Origin of the sequence: Pseudomonas sp. NPDC089743, assembly GCF_044748785.1 — a bacterium.
Taxonomy (GTDB): Bacteria; Pseudomonadota; Gammaproteobacteria; order Pseudomonadales; family Pseudomonadaceae; genus Aquipseudomonas; species Aquipseudomonas putida_X.
Genome location: NZ_JBIVGS010000015.1, coordinates 94,710 through 112,333, shown reverse-complemented (window position 1 = coordinate 112,333; position 17,624 = coordinate 94,710). Strand labels below are relative to the sequence as shown.

Genomic DNA, 17,624 nt, shown 5'->3' with positions numbered 1-17,624 from the left:
GGTGTGTAGAGGACTTTCACCTCCAAGTCACCCACTCGGCCACCACAGCCAAGCGGGTTGCGCTGACGCGCAACGCGCCATGCCTGGCGCACAACGAAAAAGCCCGCCATAAGTGGCGGGCTATTCCATATTGACATCACGCCGAAGCGAGCCTAAGGTTCGCTCCAGACGGCTGCAAGACTAGACATGGCTGTGGCAAGCCCCCCTCTCTAGCACTCACGAACCGTTGTGAATAATGGTGGGTCGTGTAGGATTCGAACCTACGACCAATTGGTTAAAAGCCAACTGCTCTACCAACTGAGCTAACGACCCGTTGGATGGCGCGTATAATACTGATTTCTAACGAGAAATCAACACCCCATCAAAACTTTTTTCAACAATAACGGGTTGGGTCGTCTACACCGGCAGCCTTGAAGCCATCGGCGCGCAGGCGACAGCTGTCGCACTTGCCACAGGCACGCCCGTCATCGTCGGCCTGGTAGCAGGACACTGTCAGGCTGTAGTCCACACCACGGGCCATACCGGCCTGTACGATCTGCGCCTTGCTCATGTTCTGCAGAGGCGCCTGAATACGGAAGCCCTGCCCCTCGACACCGGCCTTGGTAGCGAGGTTGGCCATGCGCTCGAACGCTTCGACGAACTCAGGTCGGCAATCGGGGTAGCCCGAGTAGTCCACGGCATTGACACCGATGAAGATGTCGCGCGCCTGCAGCACTTCTGCCCAGCCCAGGGCCAAGGACAGGAACACGGTATTGCGCGCCGGCACGTAGGTCACCGGAATGCCCTCGCCCGGGGCTTCCGGTACATCGATGCTGCTGTCAGTCAGCGCCGAACCACCTATGCCATCGAGGTTCAAGCCGATGACTTTGTGCTCGACCACGCCAAGGTCACTGGCGACCCGCGCCGCAGCGTTCAATTCAGCACGATGGCGCTGGCCATAATCGAAGCTCATGGTGTAGCAGCTATAGCCTTCAGCTTTGGCCATGGCGACGACAGTGGCCGAGTCCAGGCCGCCGGACAGCAGGATTACTGCGCGTTTCTCAGTCATGTGCTTTTGCTCCTAATCAACGTCCGGGTTCGTCGTTCCACAGCAGCTTGTGCAGCTGCAGCTGGAAACGCACGGGCAGGTTGTCGGCAACGATCCAGTCGGCCAGATCACTGGCCTTAACCTGGTGATGGCTTGGCGAAAACAGCACCTCGCCGGCTCGCTCGGCGAGGTTGTACTGAATCAGCTTGGACACCGCCCAGTCATAGTCCTCACGCGAGCAGATGACGAACTTGACTTGGTCATTGCGGGTCAGGTGCTCGATGTTTTCGTAGAGGTTGCGGTGGGACTCTTCGGAGCCCGGGGTCTTGAGGTCCACCACGCGGCTGACGCGCACATCGGTAGCCGAGATGTCCAGGGCACCACTGGTTTCCAGCGAAACCTCATAGCCCGCATCGCACAGACGCTGCAGCAGCGGCAAGGCATTTGGCTGAGCCAGGGGTTCGCCGCCCGTTACGCAGACATAACGTGGCTTGAAGCCGGCCACCTGCTCCATGATCGAATCGAGGCTACGCACAGTACCGCCACTGAAGGCGTAGGCACTGTCGCAATATTGACAGCGCAGGGGGCAACCGGTCAGGCGCACGAATACCGTGGGCAGCCCAGCCGTGCGTGTTTCACCCTGCAAAGAGTAAAAGATTTCGGTGATGCGTAATGTGTCTTGCATGATCGCCACGGGCGTGACAGCTAAACAGGCTGTCCGCCTCCGTCAGGCACTGTCGCGGACTCGACATGGCGTTATCCGCAGCAGCGTGTTTAAGAAAAAGGGCACTGATTCTAACGAAAAAACCCGCGACTGGCGCGGGTTTCTTTTGAACGGTGTTACTTAGAGCTTCTGCAGGTCACGCTGCGCCAGCTGTGCGGCGGAGGTGCCGGGGTACTGGGTAATGACTTGCTGCAGGATGCCCTTGACCTTGTCGGTATGGCCCATGCGGCGCTCGACGTCGGCCAGCTTGTACAGGGAGTCCGGTACCTTGCTGTGCTTGGGATACTTCTGGCTGACCTGGGCAAAAGCCTGACTGGCACTTTGCAGGTCACCCTTGGCCAGGTTCACCTCACCCAACCAGTACTGGGCGTTGCCTGCGTACTGGCTGTTCGGGTACTTGCGCAGGAAGGCGGCGAACGCCTGGCTGGCCTTGTCGAAGTCCTTCTGCTTGATCAGGTCGAAAGCCGCATCGTAATAGAGCTTTTCTTTCGCCGGATCACCCGGCTCGCTGTTGGCGGCCGGCTGCTGTGCAGCGGCGCCAGCGGCGCCTGCTGCTGCACCGGCGGCGGCATCGGGTGCACCACCGGTAGAGGAATTATCGGGGGTCGCGGCAGGCGCGCCACCACTGTTGATGCGGCGGTCCAGATCCTGGTAACGCTCCAGGCTTTCCTGCTTCATGCGGGCGACATCGTTTTGCAGCTCTTCGATGATGCCTTGCTGGCGGGATATCTGGTCCTGCATCTGTTGCAGCTGCATGAACAGCTGGCCCTGTGCTGAGGCAGGGGTCGAAGCCCCTGCCCCGGCATAGGCGCCGCTCGTGCCATAACCCGAAGGTGGATAAGCACCTGCGTTGTCATCTACTACAGGAACCGCAGCCCACGCCGAAAGCGGAAGGCTGAGTGCGAGGACGGTCACAGCACGACGGCACATACGCATAAGAACTTACTTACGCAGTTCTACGCGGCGGTTCTGAGCCCAGGACTGCTCGTCGTTGCCGGTGGCAACTGGACGCTCTTCGCCGTAGGAAACCAGTTCCAGCTGAGCAGGGGAAACGCCCTGCAGAACCAGGTAGCGCTGAACGGCCTTGGCACGACGCTCGCCCAGAGCCATGTTGTACTCGCGAGTACCGCGCTCGTCGGTGTTGCCTTCCAGAACAACGCGGTTGCCGTTGGCCTTCAGGTCCTTGGCGTGAACGTCCAGAGCGCGCATGGCTTCTGGCTTCAGGTCCGAGCTGTCGTATTCGAAGTAGAAGGTGGTGATTGCGCGCAGGGCGGCTTCTTCGCTCAGGGAACCGTCAACAGCGCCAGTGTTGGCACCGTAGCCAGCGTTAGGATCGACAGCGCCTTCGCCAGCGTTGTCACCGCCCTTGGAGGAGCAACCTACAGCTACAGCCATGGCCAGAGCCAGCGCAGCAAATTTACCAAACTTCAGCATTTCCATCGTGAAACTCCTAATGAAACCCCAGTGTGTTAAGCAAAACGTATTACGCCGCGATCAGTTCAGGTAAGGGGACCAGGACGGTTCTCTGACTTCGCCTTGAGCGGTAGGAAGTGGGAGCCTCACGCGGCCATTAAGCGACACGAGCATCAAGACTCCCCGGCCCTGCTGGCGGGTGGCGTAGATTAGCATGGTGCCGTTTGGCGCAACAGTGGGAGACTCATCAAGACTTGTTTCCGAGAGAATCTTTACACTTCCTCTTTGCAAGTCTTGCGCCGCCACTTTGAAGTTGGTGAAACCCTGCTGACGATGGATCATTACCAGCGTCTTTTCATCCGCCGAAAGCTTCGGGTTGGCGTTGTAGTTACCCACGAACGTCACACGCTCGGCGCTTCCGCCACTGACCGACTGTTTGTAGATCTGCGGCTTGCCGCCACGGTCGGAGGTGAAATACAGGGTGTTGCCATCCTTGCCCCAGAACGGCTCGGTATTGATACCTGGGCCGGCAGTGACACGGCTGATCTGGCGCGAAGCCACGTTCATCACGTAGATGTCCGGGTTACCGTCCTTGGACAGCACGAACGCCAGGCGCGAACCATCCGGCGACCAGGCAGGCGCGCCGTTGAGGCCTTCGAAGTTGGTCACCTGTTCACGGCGGCCTGTGTCGATGTGCTGGATGAAAATGCGCGGACGCTTCTGCTCGAACGAGACATAGGCGATACGCTTGCCATCCGGGGCGAAACGCGGCGACAGGATAGGCTCACGCGACTGCAGCAACGTCACTGCACGCGCACCGTCGTAGTCCGAACGCTGCAGGGTGTAGCGGGTATTGTTGGTCGAGAAGCGCTCGGCGGTCACGTACAGCATGCGGGTGGAAAACGCACCCTTGATACCGGTGAGCTTCTCGAACGACTGGTCGGCAATGTAGTGCGACATGTCGCGCAGCTGGTCGACGCTACCGGCAACGCTGCCGGTCAGCACTTGCTGCTCGGTGGCGACGTTGAACAGCGCGTACTGCACCTGCAGGCGGCCGCCCGACGGTACGATGCTGCCGACCATCACGTACTGGGCGCCCAGGGCTTTCCAGTCACGGAAGATCACTTCGCTGGCCTGGGTAGGCTGGCTGATCATGTTCTGCCGCGGAATGGGCGCGTAGTAGCCGGAGTTGCGCAGGTCATTACCAATGATATCGGCCATGTCTTCCGGCAGCACGCTGCCACCCTGCAGACCGAACGGCACTACCGCGATGGGCGTTGCCCGATCGCTGCCGCTGGTGACCAGGATGTTCTTTTCCTCTGCCATGGCCATGCCTGCCACGCAGCACAGCATGACCAGCAGTCCTCGAAGGAGTTTAATCACAACGCTAGATCCTCAGGTGTAAATGTCATCTTGAACGAACGATACGGATTGAACTCGTTCGGCTTCAAGCCCTGCATTTCGGTCAGACGACCGATGTTCTTGACCGCTGCCACCGCCGAACTGTCGAACGGGCCGTCACCACTGGAGCGCGACACGCTGACATTGGTGATGGTGCCATCGGGCAGCATGTTGATCTGCAGGACTACCGTCATGCCCTTGCGCGCTGAAGGGGGACGCGCCCAACCTTCGGCCGCTCGCATGCGGATCAGGTCGTCGAAATCGCCGGCCACCTGGTCACCCTGCTCGTCGGCCAGCGCCTGCTGCCGCTCGGTGGAATCAGACAACAGCTCGGCCAGGGCCTGGGCTTTCTTGTCTTCTGCCGCCTTGCGGGCCGCTTCCTGTGCCTTTTTCTTCTGGGCATCTGCAGCGGCCTTTTTCTTGGCCTCTTCAGCTGCCTTCTTCTTCGCTTCCTCGGCCGCCGCTTTTTTCTTGGCGTCCTCGGCTGCTTTCTTCTTGGCCTCCTCGGCTGCCTTCTTCTTGGCATCCTCGGCGGCTTGTTTCTTGGCCTCTTCGGCAGCCTGCTTCTTGGCCTCTTCCTCAGCCTTTTTCTTGGCGATGTCGGCCTGCTGCTTTTCAGCGGCCTTTTTCGCCTCGTCGGCCTTTTTGGCTTCGGCGGCTTTCTTGGCTTCGGCGGCCTTGGCAGCGTCTTCTGCCTTCTTCGCCTCAGCAGCTTCGCGAGCCTCTTCGGCCTTTTGAGCGGCATCGGCTTTCTTTTGTTCCGCGGCCTTCACGGCCTCCTGCTCGACCTTCTTCTGTTCCAGCTGCTCGACTTCGGTCTGACGCGCGGCGGTTTTCTTCGCTTCCCCGGCAATCTTCTGATTGGTCTGGGTGGTCGCCTGGCTCTTGGACTTGAGCTGATACAGCGTAGCCTGAACGATCGGCTTGGAAGGCGGCAATTCTGGCGTCATGGCAAAACTGACGAACAGCAATGCGAACACAAGCACATGCAGGCCGATGGCCCAGACACTGGGCCAGAAGTAGCTTTCCGAGGCGGATGGCTCTCGCTGTTGCATCAGGGCGCCTCGGTAATCAGGCCAACGTTACCGACACCGGCCTTCTGCAACCCGCCCATGGCACCCATGACCGCGCCGTAGTCGACAGCCTTGTCGCCACGAATGAAGACCTGGGTCTGCTTGCCCTGGTCGCGACCGGCGGCAATGATCTTGGTCACTGCACTGGTCATTTCGGGCAAGGTCATGGCCTTGTCCATCTGCTTGTCGGTATCGACTTCGCTGCCCAGGTTCCAGTAATACGTCTTGTCGGCTTTGATGGAGATGGTCAGGATCTGGACATTGTTGTCCTGCGGCAAGGCTTCGCTGGAAACCTTGGGCAGGTCGACCTTCACGCCCTGATTGAGCATGGGAGCCGTCACCATGAAGATGACCAGCAGCACCAGCATCACGTCGATGTAGGGCACCACGTTCATCTCGGCGACCGGCTTGCGTTTGTGGCGAACTCGGGCCATGGGTTTGTACCTGATTACTCTTCGCTGGTGTGCACTTTGCGGTGCAGGATCGCCTGGAACTCGTCGGCGAAGGTGTAGTAACGACCGATCAGCACTTCGCTGCGTGCGGCGAAACGGTTGTAGGCGATAACCGCCGGGATTGCCGCGAACAGACCGATTGCGGTAGCGATCAGCGCTTCGGCGATACCCGGGGCCACGGTGGCCAGGGTCGCCTGCTGGGCGCTGGCCAGGCCGCGGAAGGAGTTCATGATGCCCCAGACGGTACCGAACAGACCGATGTACGGGCTGGTGGAACCGACAGTGGCGAGGAACGGCAAGCTCTGCTCGAGTTTTTCTTCCTCACGCGAGATGGCTACGCGCATGGCCCGGCCAACGCCTTCCATGACCGCGTCGGGGTCCACACCCGGCTGCTGGCGCAGGCGAGAGAACTCCTTGAAGCCGGCACGGAACACTTGCTCAACGCCCGAATCCGGGTCCGGGTTGCTGCCTGCCTGACGGTACAGCTTGGACAGGTCGATACCCGACCAGAAGCGTTCCTCGAAGGCATCCAGCGCACGACGACCGGCGCGCAGCATGGTGCTGCGCTGGAAGATCATGATCCATGAGGTGACCGAGGCGGCCACCAGGGTCAGCATTACCAGCTGTACCACCACGCTGGCATTGCTGACCAGACTCCACATGGAGGTATGGTCGACGACGTTAGCTTCCACGCTTATTCTCCTGCATTCGATTGAGTACCCGAGCCGTCCGCCACAAAGGCGTCGCGCAGCTTGGGGGGTATGGCTCGGGGTTTGAAAGTGTCGGCGCGCACGGCGGCCACCAGGAACTGCCCTTCGCAGAGCAGCGTTTCATCCTTTTCCCGCCAGACCTGCTGCACGAAACGCAGGCTGGCGCGATTGAGTTCAAGTACGTGCGCGGTCACTCGAAGTTCGTCGTCCAGGCGCGCCGGCGCGTGATAGCGCGCTTCGCTCGAATGGACCACGAACAACAGGTTCTCGCCGGCCAGTTGCTGCTGGGAAAACCCCAGATGCCGCAGGCGCTCGGTCCGCGCGCGCTCCATGAATTTCAGATAATTGACGTAATACACCACGCCACCGGCATCGGTATCTTCGTAATAGACGCGACAGCGGTGAGCGAAAGGTTCCAGGCCATTTTGCGCGCGCATACTCTAGTGCTTACTCCTCAGCTTGCCAATCCGCTGCAGCAACTGTTTTTTCTTCATTAATGTCGCATTGCCAGCGCACCTGAGGCATGCCAGCGGTAGGACCACGAAAAGCGGGTTTCGATCTGTCATTCATCGCCTGCTTCGGAAAATTCTGCCCCCTCACCCAAGCGCCCGGGAACGTTCAGGCCAAAGTGCAGGTAGGCATGGCGGGTGACCACGCGCCCGCGCGGCGTGCGCATGATGTAACCCTGCTGAATCAGATAAGGCTCGAGCACATCCTCGATGGTATGACGCTCTTCGCTGATCGCTGCCGCCAGGTTATCCACGCCCACCGGGCCGCCATCGAACTTTTCGATCATGGTCAGCAGCAGGCGGCGGTCGGAATGGTCGAAGCCACGCTCGTCGACGTCCAGCAGGTTGAGCGCCATGTCGGCCACCGCCTTGGTAATCTGCCCCTTGCCGCGCACCTCGGCATAGTCACGCACGCGGCGCAGCAAACGGTTGGCGATACGCGGCGTGCCGCGGGCACGGCGGGCGATCTCGTAAGCCCCCTGGTCCTCGATGACCAGCCCCAGAATATTGGCCGACCGGCTGACGATGGTCGCCAGGTCCTTGTCGCTGTAGAACTCAAGGCGCTGGACGATACCGAAGCGATCGCGCAGCGGGTTGGTGAGCATGCCGGCGCGGGTCGTGGCCCCCACAAGGGTGAAGGGCGGCAGGTCGAGCTTGATCGAGCGGGCAGCGGGGCCTTCACCGATCATGATGTCGAGCTGGAAGTCCTCCATGGCCGGATACAGCACCTCCTCGACAACCGGTGACAGCCGGTGAATCTCGTCGATGAACAGTACGTCATGCGGTTCGAGGTTGGTCAGCATGGCCGCCAGGTCGCCCGGGCGTTCGAGAATCGGCCCCGAGGTACTCTTGACCGATACGCCCATTTCCTGGGCGATGATATTGGCCAACGTGGTCTTGCCCAGGCCTGGCGGACCGAAGATAAGCGTGTGGTCGAGCGATTCGTTGCGACCGCGGGCAGCCTGGATGAACAGCGCCATCTGCTCGCGCACCACCGGCTGGCCGATGTATTCGTCCAGGCGCAGCGGGCGGATGGCACGGTCCTGGACTTCTTCGCGGTCGCGGCCACTGGCGGCAATCAGGCGGTCGGCTTCGATCACTTGGTAATCATCCCTTTGAGGCTGCGACGGATCAGCTCCTCACTGCTCAGCCCGGCCTTGTCCTTGATCGCGGACACTGCCTTGCTGGCTTCCTGCGGCTTGTAGCCCAAAGAAACCAGGGCGCTGACGGCATCGGCCTCGGCGCTGGAGGCGCTGCTGACCGGCACCGGCCCATCCGAAACAAGCGTGAACATGGCCGGTGAGGTTTCCCAGGCCTTGAAGCGGTCCTTGAGCTCGACCAGCAAGCGCTCGGCGGTCTTCTTGCCCACACCAGGCACACGCACCAGCGCCGATGTGTCCTGGGCCTGGACGCAACGCACCAGTTCGTCGGCCTCAAGGCCCGACATCAAGGCCAGCGCCAGCTTCGGGCCCACGCCATTGAGCCGGATGAGCTCGCGGAACAGTTCGCGCTCGCGCTTTTCATGAAAGCCATAGAGCAGGTGGGCATCTTCGCGCACCACCAGATGGGTATGCACGGTGACCGTTTCGCCGACTTTCGGCAGGCGGTACAGGGTGGTCATGGGCACTTCAAGCTCATAACCCACGCCATTGACGTCGATAATCAGGTGCGGCGGTTGCTTTTCCGCCAGGGTGCCGCGCAAACGTCCAATCACGTTTCGATCCTTCCTCTCGGGGAGCCGATCAAAGACCGCTCAACCCTATCAGCAAATACGTCGGGTGAACGCGCCACCCTGACAAAATGTGTATCAGCTCATGAAGCAGCTACAGACGCAAGCGCCCACCGCGCCGCCGCGCCGTGGCCAGGCCGTGCGGCACCAGGCTGGAACGGGTATGGGCATGGCACAGGGCAATCGCCAGGGCATCAGAGGCATCGATCTGTGGTTTCTGGGTCAGCTTGAGCAGGTGCATGACCATCAGCATCACCTGTTCCTTGTTAGCCCCGCCAGTGCCGGCCACGGCCTGTTTGACCTGAGTCGCACTGTATTCGGCGATTTCCAGGCCGGCCTCGGCGGCGGCGACGATGGCCGCGCCGCGTGCCTGGCCAAGTTTGAGGGCCGAATCAGGGTTGCGCGCCATGAACACGCGCTCGATACCCATGGTCACGGGGCCATGTTGGGCAATGATTTCACTGACACCGCGAAAAACGATCTGCAGGCGCTCGTGCAGCTCGCCGCTGCCGGTTCGGATACAACCCGACGCCACGTACTCGCAACCACGGGCAGTCTGGCGCACAACGCCATAACCGGTGATGCGCGAGCCGGGGTCGATACCAAGAATCAGAGTCATAACGCCTTTCGTGTAGGGGGTGCTTGAAAGCCTGAGCTCAATTCAAGGCTATTGGGGCCGCTGCGCAGCCCATCACCGGCAAGCCTGCTCCCACAGATGCAGCGCAACGCTTGAGGGGTGCGCTTGACTACAGGAGCAGGCCTGCCGGCGATGGGCCGCCCAGCGGCCCCAATTACAACCTTGCTGGCGACACCTTAGCCGAGTTTTTCCATGATCTCGTCGGAAATCTGTGCATTGGAATAGACGTTCTGCACATCATCCAGGTCTTCGAGCATGTCGATCAGCTTGAGCACTTTCTCCGCGCCCTCCTGATCCAGCTCGGCACTGGTGGTCGGCTGCATGACGATTTCCGCGTCTGCGGCCTTGAAGCCGGCCTCTTCCAAGGCGTTACGCACGGCATAGAAGCTGTTGAACGAGGTGAACACCTCGAACGAGCCATCTTCGTTGGCCACCACATCGTCGGCGTCGGCTTCCATGGCGGCCTCCATCAGCGCATCTTCGTCCACGCCCGGCGCAAAGCTGATCTGCCCCTTGCGCTCGAACAGGTAGGCCACCGAGCCATCGGTACCAAGGTTGCCGCCACACTTGGTGAAAGCATGCCGCACAGCGGCTGCGGTACGGTTGCGGTTGTCGGTCATGGCCTCGACCATGATCGCCACCCCGCCCGGGCCGTAACCCTCGTAGCTCAGCTCTTCAACGTTATCGCTTTCGTTGGTGCCGGCACCACGGGCCACTGCGCGATCGATGATATCGCGGCTCATGTTGGCACCCAGGGCCTTGTCCAGCGCCAGGCGCAAGCGCGGGTTGGAAGCCGGGTCACCACCGCCCTGCTTGGCAGCGACGGTCAGCTCACGGATCCACTTGGTGAAGATCTTGCCTCTCTTGGCATCCTGGCGCTCTTTGCGGTGCTTGATGTTCGCCCACTTGGAATGACCAGCCATAACGACTCCAAACTCTTGAAACACAAACAATTGCGCCCCGAGAGGGGCGCAACGACAAATTCCTGCGCCGAAACGCAAAGGCGCATCCATCTGGATGCGCCCGGGGTCCGCTTACTCGACCTTGGTCTGTTCGCGCAGGCGGATATGCAGCTCGCGCAGGGCCTTGGCATCAACCAAACCAGGCGCCTGAGTCATCACGCACGCGGCGCTCTGGGTTTTCGGGAAGGCAATCACTTCACGGATCGACTGGGCACCGGTCATCAGCATGACCAGGCGGTCCAGACCGAAGGCCAGGCCACCGTGAGGCGGAGCACCGAACTTCAGGGCGTCGAGCAGGAAGCCGAACTTCTCTTCCTGTTCTGCCGCTTCGATACCCAGCAGGCGGAACACCGCCTGTTGCATCTCTTTGCGGTGGATACGGATCGAACCGCCACCCAGTTCGGTGCCGTTCAGCACCATGTCGTAGGCACGCGACAGCGCGGTGGCCGGGTTGGCCTCGAGCTCTTCGGGGGTGCACTTGGGCGCGGTGAACGGGTGGTGCAGGGCGGTGAAGCTGCCGTCTTCGTTCTCTTCGAACATCGGGAAGTCGACGACCCACATCGGCGCCCACTCGCAGGTCAGCAGTTCGAAGTCGTGGCCCAGGCGGATACGCAGCGCGCCCAGGGCCTCGCTGACGACCTTGAACTTGTCGGCACCGAAGAACACGATGTCGCCGTCTACGGCACCTACGCGATCGAGGATCACGTTGAGGTTGGCTTCAGGGATGTTCTTGACGATCGGCGACTGCAGGCCTTCGACGCCTTTGGCGCGCTCGTTGACCTTGATGTACGCCAGGCCACGGGCGCCGTAGATGCCGACGAACTTGGTGTACTCGTCGATCTTGCTGCGCGGCATGCTGGCGCCACCGGGCAGGCGCAGTGCGGTAACGCGGCACTTCGGATCGTTGGCCGGGCCTGCGAAGACCTTGAAGTCGACATCTTTGAGCTGGTCGGCGACGTCAACCAGTTCCAGCGGGTTACGCAGGTCTGGCTTGTCGGAACCGTAGCGGCGCATGGCTTCTTCGAAGGTCATGTGCGGGAATTCGCCGAATTCCAGGTCCAGCACTTCCTTGAACAGCTTGCGGATCATGCTCTCGGTCAGGCCCATGATCTCGGATTCATCGAGGAAACTGGTCTCGATGTCGATCTGGGTGAATTCCGGCTGACGGTCAGCGCGCAGGTCTTCGTCACGGAAGCATTTGGCGATCTGGTAGTAGCGGTCGAAGCCGGCGACCATCAGCAGCTGCTTGAACAGCTGAGGCGACTGCGGCAGCGCGAAGAAGCTACCAGCGTGGGTACGGCTGGGCACCAGATAGTCACGCGCGCCTTCTGGCGTTGCGCGGGTGAGGATCGGCGTTTCGACGTCGAGGAAGCCATTTTCGTCCAGGAAGCGACGAATGCTGCTGGTGATGCGCGAACGCAGGCGCAGCTTGTCGGCCATTTCCGGGCGACGCAGATCGATGAAGCGGTAGCGCAGGCGGGTTTCCTCGCCGACGTCAGAGTATTCGTTCAGCGGGAACGGCGGGGTTTCAGCTTCGTTGAGCACGTTGAGCTGGTAACCGAGGATTTCGATGGCACCGGAAGCCATGTTGGCATTCACCGCGCCCTCGGGGCGCTTGCGCACCTTGCCGGTGATCTGCACCACGTATTCGCTGCGCACGCGGTCGGCCGCAGCGAAGGTTTCGGCGCGATCGGGATCGAAGACGACCTGGGCCATGCCCTCGCGGTCACGTATGTCGAGGAAGATCACCCCGCCGTGGTCGCGGCGACGATGGACCCAGCCGCAAAGGGTGACTTCCTGGCCGTCCAGGCTCTCGTTCAGTTGGCCGCAATAATGGCTGCGCATCATGATGGTGGTTTCGCTTCTCGTGATTCGTGTATTCGATGGAGGCCTTGGCCGCCCCAGGGGGCTAATACTGCAAGACCCGGCTACTGCAATTCAACTCAGTCGGCCTTGTCGCCGCCTGCCAGATTCTTTTTAGCCCCGGTCTTGAAGTCGGTTTCGTACCAGCCGCTACCGCTCAGGCGAAATCCAGGGACCGACAACAGTTTCTTCAATGCCGGCGCCTGGCAGGCCGGACAGTCGGTCAGCGGCGCTGCACTGATCTTCTGCAACGCTTCCATCCGGTGATCGCAGGATGCACATTGATAGTCATAAAGGGGCATGGGTGTCTCTCGTCAACCATTACGCTGGCTGCCCGGGGCAGCAAAAAGCGGGATTATATATGGTTAACAGGCACTGCGCAGCCCGCCTGGCGATCAGCGTCCTGCAACCACGCAACACAGATCACCCGCACCAGGCCGCTGAAGTTGCGTACCCCGCCCTGGCGCAGGTGCACTTCACGATCCACATAGGAAAGTATGGCACTGACGGAGCACTCATTGGCCTCTGCGATGCGCTCGAGGATGCGCCAATAGACTGCCTCCAGGCGCAAGCAGGTGGAAAAACCGTTGAGCCGGACCGAGCGCGATACCGGCTGAATCTGCATCATGTCGAAATCCGCCTTGAACGGATCAATGCTTTGCCTGCCCAGGCAGCGGCCTTTGCCTACTCCACGCTTGCTCGCTTGCATCATGCGCCCACATCCTCGCCACAGGTATGTTCCCCTGCACCGCAAGACAGGCACGGATGCAGGAACCAGAGGCTCAATGAAGCGCGTGCGGCCGGGCGCAAAGCAGCGGCAAAGCCTTCCCGCACAAACGAAAAAGCCCGGTGAGCTTCACTCGACCGGGCTTTGCAGGCCGCTTTTCATACAAGCGGCTGATCATTTACCGTCAAGCAGTACCCGCAGCATCCATGCAGTCTTTTCGTGCACCTGCATACGCTGGGTCAGCAGATCGGCAGTTGGCTCATCACTGACCTTGTCCACTACCGGGAAAATACTGCGGGCGGTACGCACGACCGCCTCCTGCCCCTGGACAAGCTGATGGATCATCTCGTCCGCTGCGGGCACCCCTTCCTCTTCCTTGATGGAAGAATGCCGTGCGTAAAAAGCATAGGAACCCGGCGCCGGGAAGCCCAGGGCGCGAATCCGCTCGGCGATGGAATCAACGGCCAGCGCCAGCTCGTTGTATTGCTCTTCGAACATCAGGTGCAGGGTACGGAACGAAGGACCGGTGACGTTCCAGTGAAAGTTGTGGGTTTTCAGATACAGCACATAGGTATCCGACAACAGACGGGACAGCCCTTCGACGATGGACTTGCGATCTTCTTCACTGATACCGATATCGATTGCCATGAAGTTCCCCTTTTTCATATGGCTTGATGATGATCAAGCGGGCCCCACACACTGTATCAATACTTCGCGCCACGCGCCCATGACACAGGGCAACTCATCGCCAGCAGCCACCTGCGGTTTGAGAAGGCCCCGCGTTTGCTGTTAAATAGGCACTGTGCCACCCGTGCGTGCTGTTATTGCCGGGTGCATAGGCTGGCTCACCATGTGTTCGCGCCCTACACCTCATGCGCACCATGCCGCCAGCTCTTCCTGTGATCGGCCTTATCAATTGCGAGCCAACCCCATGTTCAAGATCGTCCATCTGTTGACGGGCGCTGCAGCTTTGCTGCTATCGCTCATACCCAGCCTGAAAAACGACGCAACTCCCTTCCTGCAGCAACCGGACGCGGTCTACCTTGCCCTGCTCGGCCTGCTCAACCTGCTGCTGGCACCTGTCGTGCCGCTGTATTACCGCGGCGCCCGCCAGCAATTGCAGCATCTGGCCTGCGCCTTGCTGGTGGTGGCCGTGGTACTGCAAACCCTGACCTTGCTGGCCCGCCCCGAAATGGGCAACCTGGCGGCCTTGGTCTGCGCAGGCCTCGCGGTCATTCTGCACCTGGCTGCAGGCCTGGCCCGTAGCCCCAGAAAAAACCGACCCAGCCAAGGCGCGCCGCAGGAGACCGGCACGCGCGATACCGGCACGGTGAAGTGGTTCAACACCTCTAAAGGCTTTGGATTCATTTCCCGCGATTCGGGTGACGATATCTTCGTCCACTTTCGCGCCATTCGTGGCGAAGGCCATCGCATCCTGGTCGAAGGCCAGCGTGTGGAGTTCTCGGTAATGCACCGCGACAAGGGCCTGCAGGCCGAAGACGTGGTCGCGGTATCCCGCCGCTGACCCTGTGCAGCCCTGGGGCAAGCCCAGGGCTGGCACCCATCAGTAATGAGGCGGCGGCGCTTCCTCGCCCTCACTGCCATACTGCCCGACCATTTCCTCGTAACGCTTGATCAACTCGGCCATCTGCAACTGCAGGCGCTGAATCACCCGCCCCTGCTCGACCACCACATCATTGAGCTCCTGAATGGTGTCGTCCTGAAACGCCTGACGGGTTTCCAATTCGACTATGCGCGATTCCGGCGACATGTCAGGCCTCCTCATATGTGTCATCGAGCAGGACGCGCAAGCGCTGGCGAATGGCATCGACCTGCCCCGGCCCGTATTCGACAGCGGGCACCTTGCCCCAGACCGGCGCCGGCCAGGCGGCATCCCCATGGCGACGGACAATCACATGCATGTGCAGTTGGCTGACCACATTACCCAGCGTGGCAACGTTCATTTTGTCCGCCGCGAACTCCGTTTTGAGTGCTTCGGCCAGGCAGGTGGTTTCTTTCCACAACTGCGCCTGATCGTCCGGGCTCAGGTCGAACAGTTCGCTCACGCCGGCACGCTTGGGCACCAGAATGAACCAAGGGTAGTTGGCATCCTTGCTAAGCAGCAGACGGCACAGCGGAAAGTCTCCAAGAACCAAAGAGTCCTGCTGCAAACGCAAATCCATCTCAAACACTGAAAACCTCCACCAACGAAAAGGGGCCCGGCATGCGGGTCTATGGCGCAAGGATACTCTGCTTCGCCCACGCAAGCATGCTGCACGCCCCCAGACTGCACCCTTATTGCACAGGAATCGCTTCAGCCTGCACAGGCGCGGTAACACTCCGCTACTTTTCGCACCAAAATGAGGCCGCAAACGAGTACACCACTGCGCTTTCACACACACAAATGACTCAACTTGAACAGCGAGCGGTAACACATTGACTTGCAAGGCAGGTTTTTAATTTGCGGGCGGGCTGCTGCCAGATACGCCATCAGCCGCCAGCCGCCCCGTGTTTACGGGCATTTTCCGGCCACGTGAGCGGCATTTGTGAAAATTTCATGAACCGTTGTTAATTTTGAGCACGCTTGTTGCATTCTTCTCACATCAAGTCGGCACGACATCTGCATAAAGCGATGGACGCAACAAATAACAACAGCCGCTTTGGATCCACCAGGGAGTTTCCCCAACCGAAATCGATAGTTACAGAATCGTTACGGTGACAGGAACAGCGCTGGCGTTGTACGGCTCGGAATTCCGGGACGTGATTTGCGACATGGAAATACCTGAAAGCGACATGGCCGTAAACTTCGCGAAACGTTGTATATGCCCATATCGCCAACAACAGTCTGCGTGCTATACATTTCCGCCGACATAACAAGAAAGAGCTGCCCCATATAACTAAAAGACTTGGGCGCAGCGGTACTCTTCCTAAAAACCAAAGGAGCAAATCACGATGCGCGTGATGAAGTGGAGCATGATCGCCCTGGCCGTTTCGGCAGGGACCTCGCAGCTGGCCTTTGCCTCTGCACAGGACGAATCCAAGGGTTTCATCGAAGACAGCTCGTTCAATTTGAAGACCCGCGCCATGTACATGAACCGCGACTTCAAACACGGCGCAGGCAACATTGCTGACGCAAGCAAGTCCAGCGGCTTCAAGAGCGGTCACCGCGAGGATAGCGGCGCATCGCTGCTCGGCGTCTTTGAGTCCGGTTACACCCAAGGCACCATCGGTGTAGGTCTGGATGTCCTGGCGATGGGCAGCGTCAAATTCGATGGCGGTCAGGGCACAGCAGGCAATGGCCTGTTCCGCACCGACAGCGACGGCCACCCGGAAGACTCGCAGGGCAAGGGGGGCGCAGCCGTCAAGTTCCGCCTTTCCGACACCACTCTGAAATACGGCCGCCAGTTCGTGGCCAGCCCAGTATTCGCAACCGATGACAGCCGTCTGCTGCCGGAAGTAGCCGAAGGCACCTTGATCACCAGCAAGGAAATCAAAGGTCTGGAGCTTTCCGCTGGTCGGTTCACCGCGCTGAGCTCGCAGACCGGCATGGGCAAGGACAGCATCAACGGCAAACACACGCCAGGGCTGACCTCAGCGAACATCCTCGGTGCTACCTACTCCTTCAATGACAACTTCATCGGCACCCTGGCTGCCTCTGATGTTGATGACTACTTCAAGAAGCAGTACATCAACCTGAACTACAACCTGCCGATTGATGATACACAAGCCCTGAACTTCGACCTCAACGGCTACCGCACCAAAGACCAGGGCCAAGCCCTATACGGCGAGCTTGACAACAAAATCTGGAGCCTTGCAGCCGCGTACAGCCTGGGCGGTCACAAATTCACACTGGCCTACCAACGCTCCAGTGGCGACACCGGCTATCTTTACGGCGTCGATGGTAACGGCACAGTTTTCCTGTCCAACTCCATCCAGATTTCCGACTTCGTAGGCCGCGAAGAAAAGTCCTGGCAAGCACGCTACGACCTGAACATGGCCTCCTATGGTGTACCAGGACTGAGCTTCATGACCCGTTACGTCTACGGTGACAACATCGAGACTGCGGCGAACACCGAAGGCAAGGAACACGAACTGAACGTTGAGTCCAAGTACGTGATTCAGGAAGGCCCGGCCAAAGATCTGTCGTTCCGCGTACGCTATGCAGTGTATCGCGCCAACGATGCGTACGAAGCCGAGTACGCCTCAGACAACAACGACCTGCGCCTGATCGTCGAGTACCCGCTGAGCATCCTGTAAGCCACGCTTATAGTGCCCCGCACCTGAAAAAGCCCGGCACGCTCGCCGGGCTTTTTCTTGGCTGACAATTACCCCGCCCTGGGGCATCCTGTACGCCTTCGTTTCGCCCCCGTACAATGCGGGGTCATTTCAATGTCTTA

21 protein-coding genes and 1 tRNA gene are annotated in these 17,624 nt (G+C 60.0%); 2 read left to right on the top strand and 20 right to left on the bottom strand.

Going from position 1 to position 17,624, the window contains the following annotated elements; genetic code table 11:
• Positions 1-236: 236 nt before the first annotated feature.
• The 18 genes from ACIPZC_RS21650 to ACIPZC_RS21565 all read right to left on the bottom strand — a co-directional run bounded on the left by ACIPZC_RS21650 (position 237) and on the right by ACIPZC_RS21565 (position 13,875).
• Positions 237-312, bottom strand: a tRNA-Lys gene (locus ACIPZC_RS21650).
• Between the two features lie 61 nt (positions 313-373).
• A complete protein-coding gene (gene queC, locus ACIPZC_RS21645; protein ID WP_400629449.1) occupies positions 374-1,048 on the bottom strand; it encodes a 7-cyano-7-deazaguanine synthase QueC in 675 nt (224 codons plus the stop codon).
• A gap of 16 nt (positions 1,049-1,064) precedes the next feature.
• A complete protein-coding gene (gene queE / locus ACIPZC_RS21640; protein ID WP_267818129.1) occupies positions 1,065-1,712 on the bottom strand; it encodes a 7-carboxy-7-deazaguanine synthase QueE in 648 nt (215 codons plus the stop codon).
• 159 nt (positions 1,713-1,871) lie between these two features.
• Complete coding sequence (ybgF, locus tag ACIPZC_RS21635) at positions 1,872-2,687, bottom strand: tol-pal system protein YbgF (RefSeq protein WP_241805975.1); 816 nt, start codon at positions 2,685-2,687, stop codon at positions 1,872-1,874.
• Between the two features lie 6 nt (positions 2,688-2,693).
• Positions 2,694-3,191 (bottom strand): peptidoglycan-associated lipoprotein Pal, encoded by a 498-nt coding sequence (gene pal, locus ACIPZC_RS21630; protein WP_023381906.1) that lies wholly within the window; start codon positions 3,189-3,191, stop codon positions 2,694-2,696.
• Between the two features lie 54 nt (positions 3,192-3,245).
• Positions 3,246-4,517, bottom strand: coding sequence for a Tol-Pal system beta propeller repeat protein TolB (gene tolB / locus ACIPZC_RS21625; protein WP_267824068.1), 1,272 nt, complete (start codon positions 4,515-4,517; stop codon positions 3,246-3,248).
• Positions 4,518-4,543: 26 nt separating this feature from the next.
• Positions 4,544-5,620, bottom strand: coding sequence for a cell envelope integrity protein TolA (tolA, locus tag ACIPZC_RS21620; protein WP_241805974.1), 1,077 nt, complete (start codon positions 5,618-5,620; stop codon positions 4,544-4,546).
• On the bottom strand, positions 5,620-6,072 hold the full coding sequence (tolR, locus tag ACIPZC_RS21615; RefSeq protein ID WP_012315816.1) for a protein TolR: 453 nt from the start codon (positions 6,070-6,072) through the stop codon (positions 5,620-5,622). The genes tolA and tolR overlap by 1 nt, the downstream gene beginning before the upstream one ends.
• 14 nt (positions 6,073-6,086) lie before the next feature.
• Positions 6,087-6,782: a protein TolQ gene (gene tolQ, locus ACIPZC_RS21610; RefSeq protein WP_010952367.1), complete on the bottom strand. Its 696-nt coding sequence runs from the start codon at positions 6,780-6,782 to the stop codon at positions 6,087-6,089.
• Between the two features lie 2 nt (positions 6,783-6,784).
• Positions 6,785-7,237 carry a tol-pal system-associated acyl-CoA thioesterase gene (ybgC, locus tag ACIPZC_RS21605; RefSeq protein ID WP_241805973.1) on the bottom strand — a complete coding sequence of 151 codons (453 nt, stop codon included), beginning with the start codon at positions 7,235-7,237 and terminating at the stop codon, positions 6,785-6,787.
• 125 nt (positions 7,238-7,362) lie between these two features.
• Positions 7,363-8,409 carry a Holliday junction branch migration DNA helicase RuvB gene (ruvB, locus tag ACIPZC_RS21600; RefSeq protein ID WP_241805972.1) on the bottom strand — a complete coding sequence of 349 codons (1,047 nt, stop codon included), beginning with the start codon at positions 8,407-8,409 and terminating at the stop codon, positions 7,363-7,365.
• Positions 8,406-9,023 (bottom strand): Holliday junction branch migration protein RuvA, encoded by a 618-nt coding sequence (ruvA, locus tag ACIPZC_RS21595; RefSeq protein WP_241805971.1) that lies wholly within the window; start codon positions 9,021-9,023, stop codon positions 8,406-8,408. The genes ruvB and ruvA overlap by 4 nt, the downstream gene beginning before the upstream one ends.
• A 109-nt stretch (positions 9,024-9,132) precedes the next feature.
• On the bottom strand, positions 9,133-9,657 hold the full coding sequence (gene ruvC / locus ACIPZC_RS21590; protein ID WP_012315820.1) for a crossover junction endodeoxyribonuclease RuvC: 525 nt from the start codon (positions 9,655-9,657) through the stop codon (positions 9,133-9,135).
• Positions 9,658-9,851: 194 nt separating this feature from the next.
• On the bottom strand, positions 9,852-10,598 hold the full coding sequence (locus ACIPZC_RS21585; RefSeq protein ID WP_012315821.1) for a YebC/PmpR family DNA-binding transcriptional regulator: 747 nt from the start codon (positions 10,596-10,598) through the stop codon (positions 9,852-9,854).
• Positions 10,599-10,709: 111 nt separating this feature from the next.
• Positions 10,710-12,485, bottom strand: a complete 1,776-nt coding sequence (aspS, locus tag ACIPZC_RS21580; RefSeq protein WP_241805970.1) for an aspartate--tRNA ligase — start codon at positions 12,483-12,485, stop codon at positions 10,710-10,712.
• Between the two features lie 95 nt (positions 12,486-12,580).
• Positions 12,581-12,802 (bottom strand): FmdB family zinc ribbon protein, encoded by a 222-nt coding sequence (locus ACIPZC_RS21575; RefSeq protein WP_046787975.1) that lies wholly within the window; start codon positions 12,800-12,802, stop codon positions 12,581-12,583.
• Positions 12,803-12,855: 53 nt separating this feature from the next.
• A complete protein-coding gene (locus tag ACIPZC_RS21570) occupies positions 12,856-13,212 on the bottom strand; it encodes a ribbon-helix-helix domain-containing protein (RefSeq protein WP_241805969.1) in 357 nt (118 codons plus the stop codon).
• 189 nt (positions 13,213-13,401) lie between these two features.
• On the bottom strand, positions 13,402-13,875 hold the full coding sequence (locus ACIPZC_RS21565) for a Dps family protein (RefSeq protein WP_012315825.1): 474 nt from the start codon (positions 13,873-13,875) through the stop codon (positions 13,402-13,404).
• A gap of 283 nt (positions 13,876-14,158) precedes the next feature.
• Between ACIPZC_RS21565 and ACIPZC_RS21560 the strand changes: the two genes are divergently transcribed.
• Positions 14,159-14,752, top strand: a complete 594-nt coding sequence (locus ACIPZC_RS21560) for a cold shock domain-containing protein (protein ID WP_277818202.1) — start codon at positions 14,159-14,161, stop codon at positions 14,750-14,752.
• A 39-nt stretch (positions 14,753-14,791) separates the two neighbouring features.
• Here ACIPZC_RS21560 and ACIPZC_RS21555 read toward each other — a convergent pair whose 3' ends face one another.
• Together ACIPZC_RS21555 and ACIPZC_RS21550 are read right to left on the bottom strand one after the other, a co-directional pair.
• Complete coding sequence (locus ACIPZC_RS21555; protein WP_039602955.1) at positions 14,792-14,998, bottom strand: SlyX family protein; 207 nt, start codon at positions 14,996-14,998, stop codon at positions 14,792-14,794.
• A 1-nt stretch (position 14,999) separates the two neighbouring features.
• A complete protein-coding gene (locus tag ACIPZC_RS21550; protein ID WP_400629441.1) occupies positions 15,000-15,419 on the bottom strand; it encodes an HIT family protein in 420 nt (139 codons plus the stop codon).
• A gap of 760 nt (positions 15,420-16,179) precedes the next feature.
• Here ACIPZC_RS21550 and ACIPZC_RS21545 point away from each other — a divergent pair.
• Entirely contained in the window at positions 16,180-17,484 is a 1,305-nt protein-coding gene (locus ACIPZC_RS21545; RefSeq protein WP_400629439.1) for an OprD family porin, read from the top strand.
• The last annotated feature ends 140 nt before the right edge of the window (positions 17,485-17,624 follow it).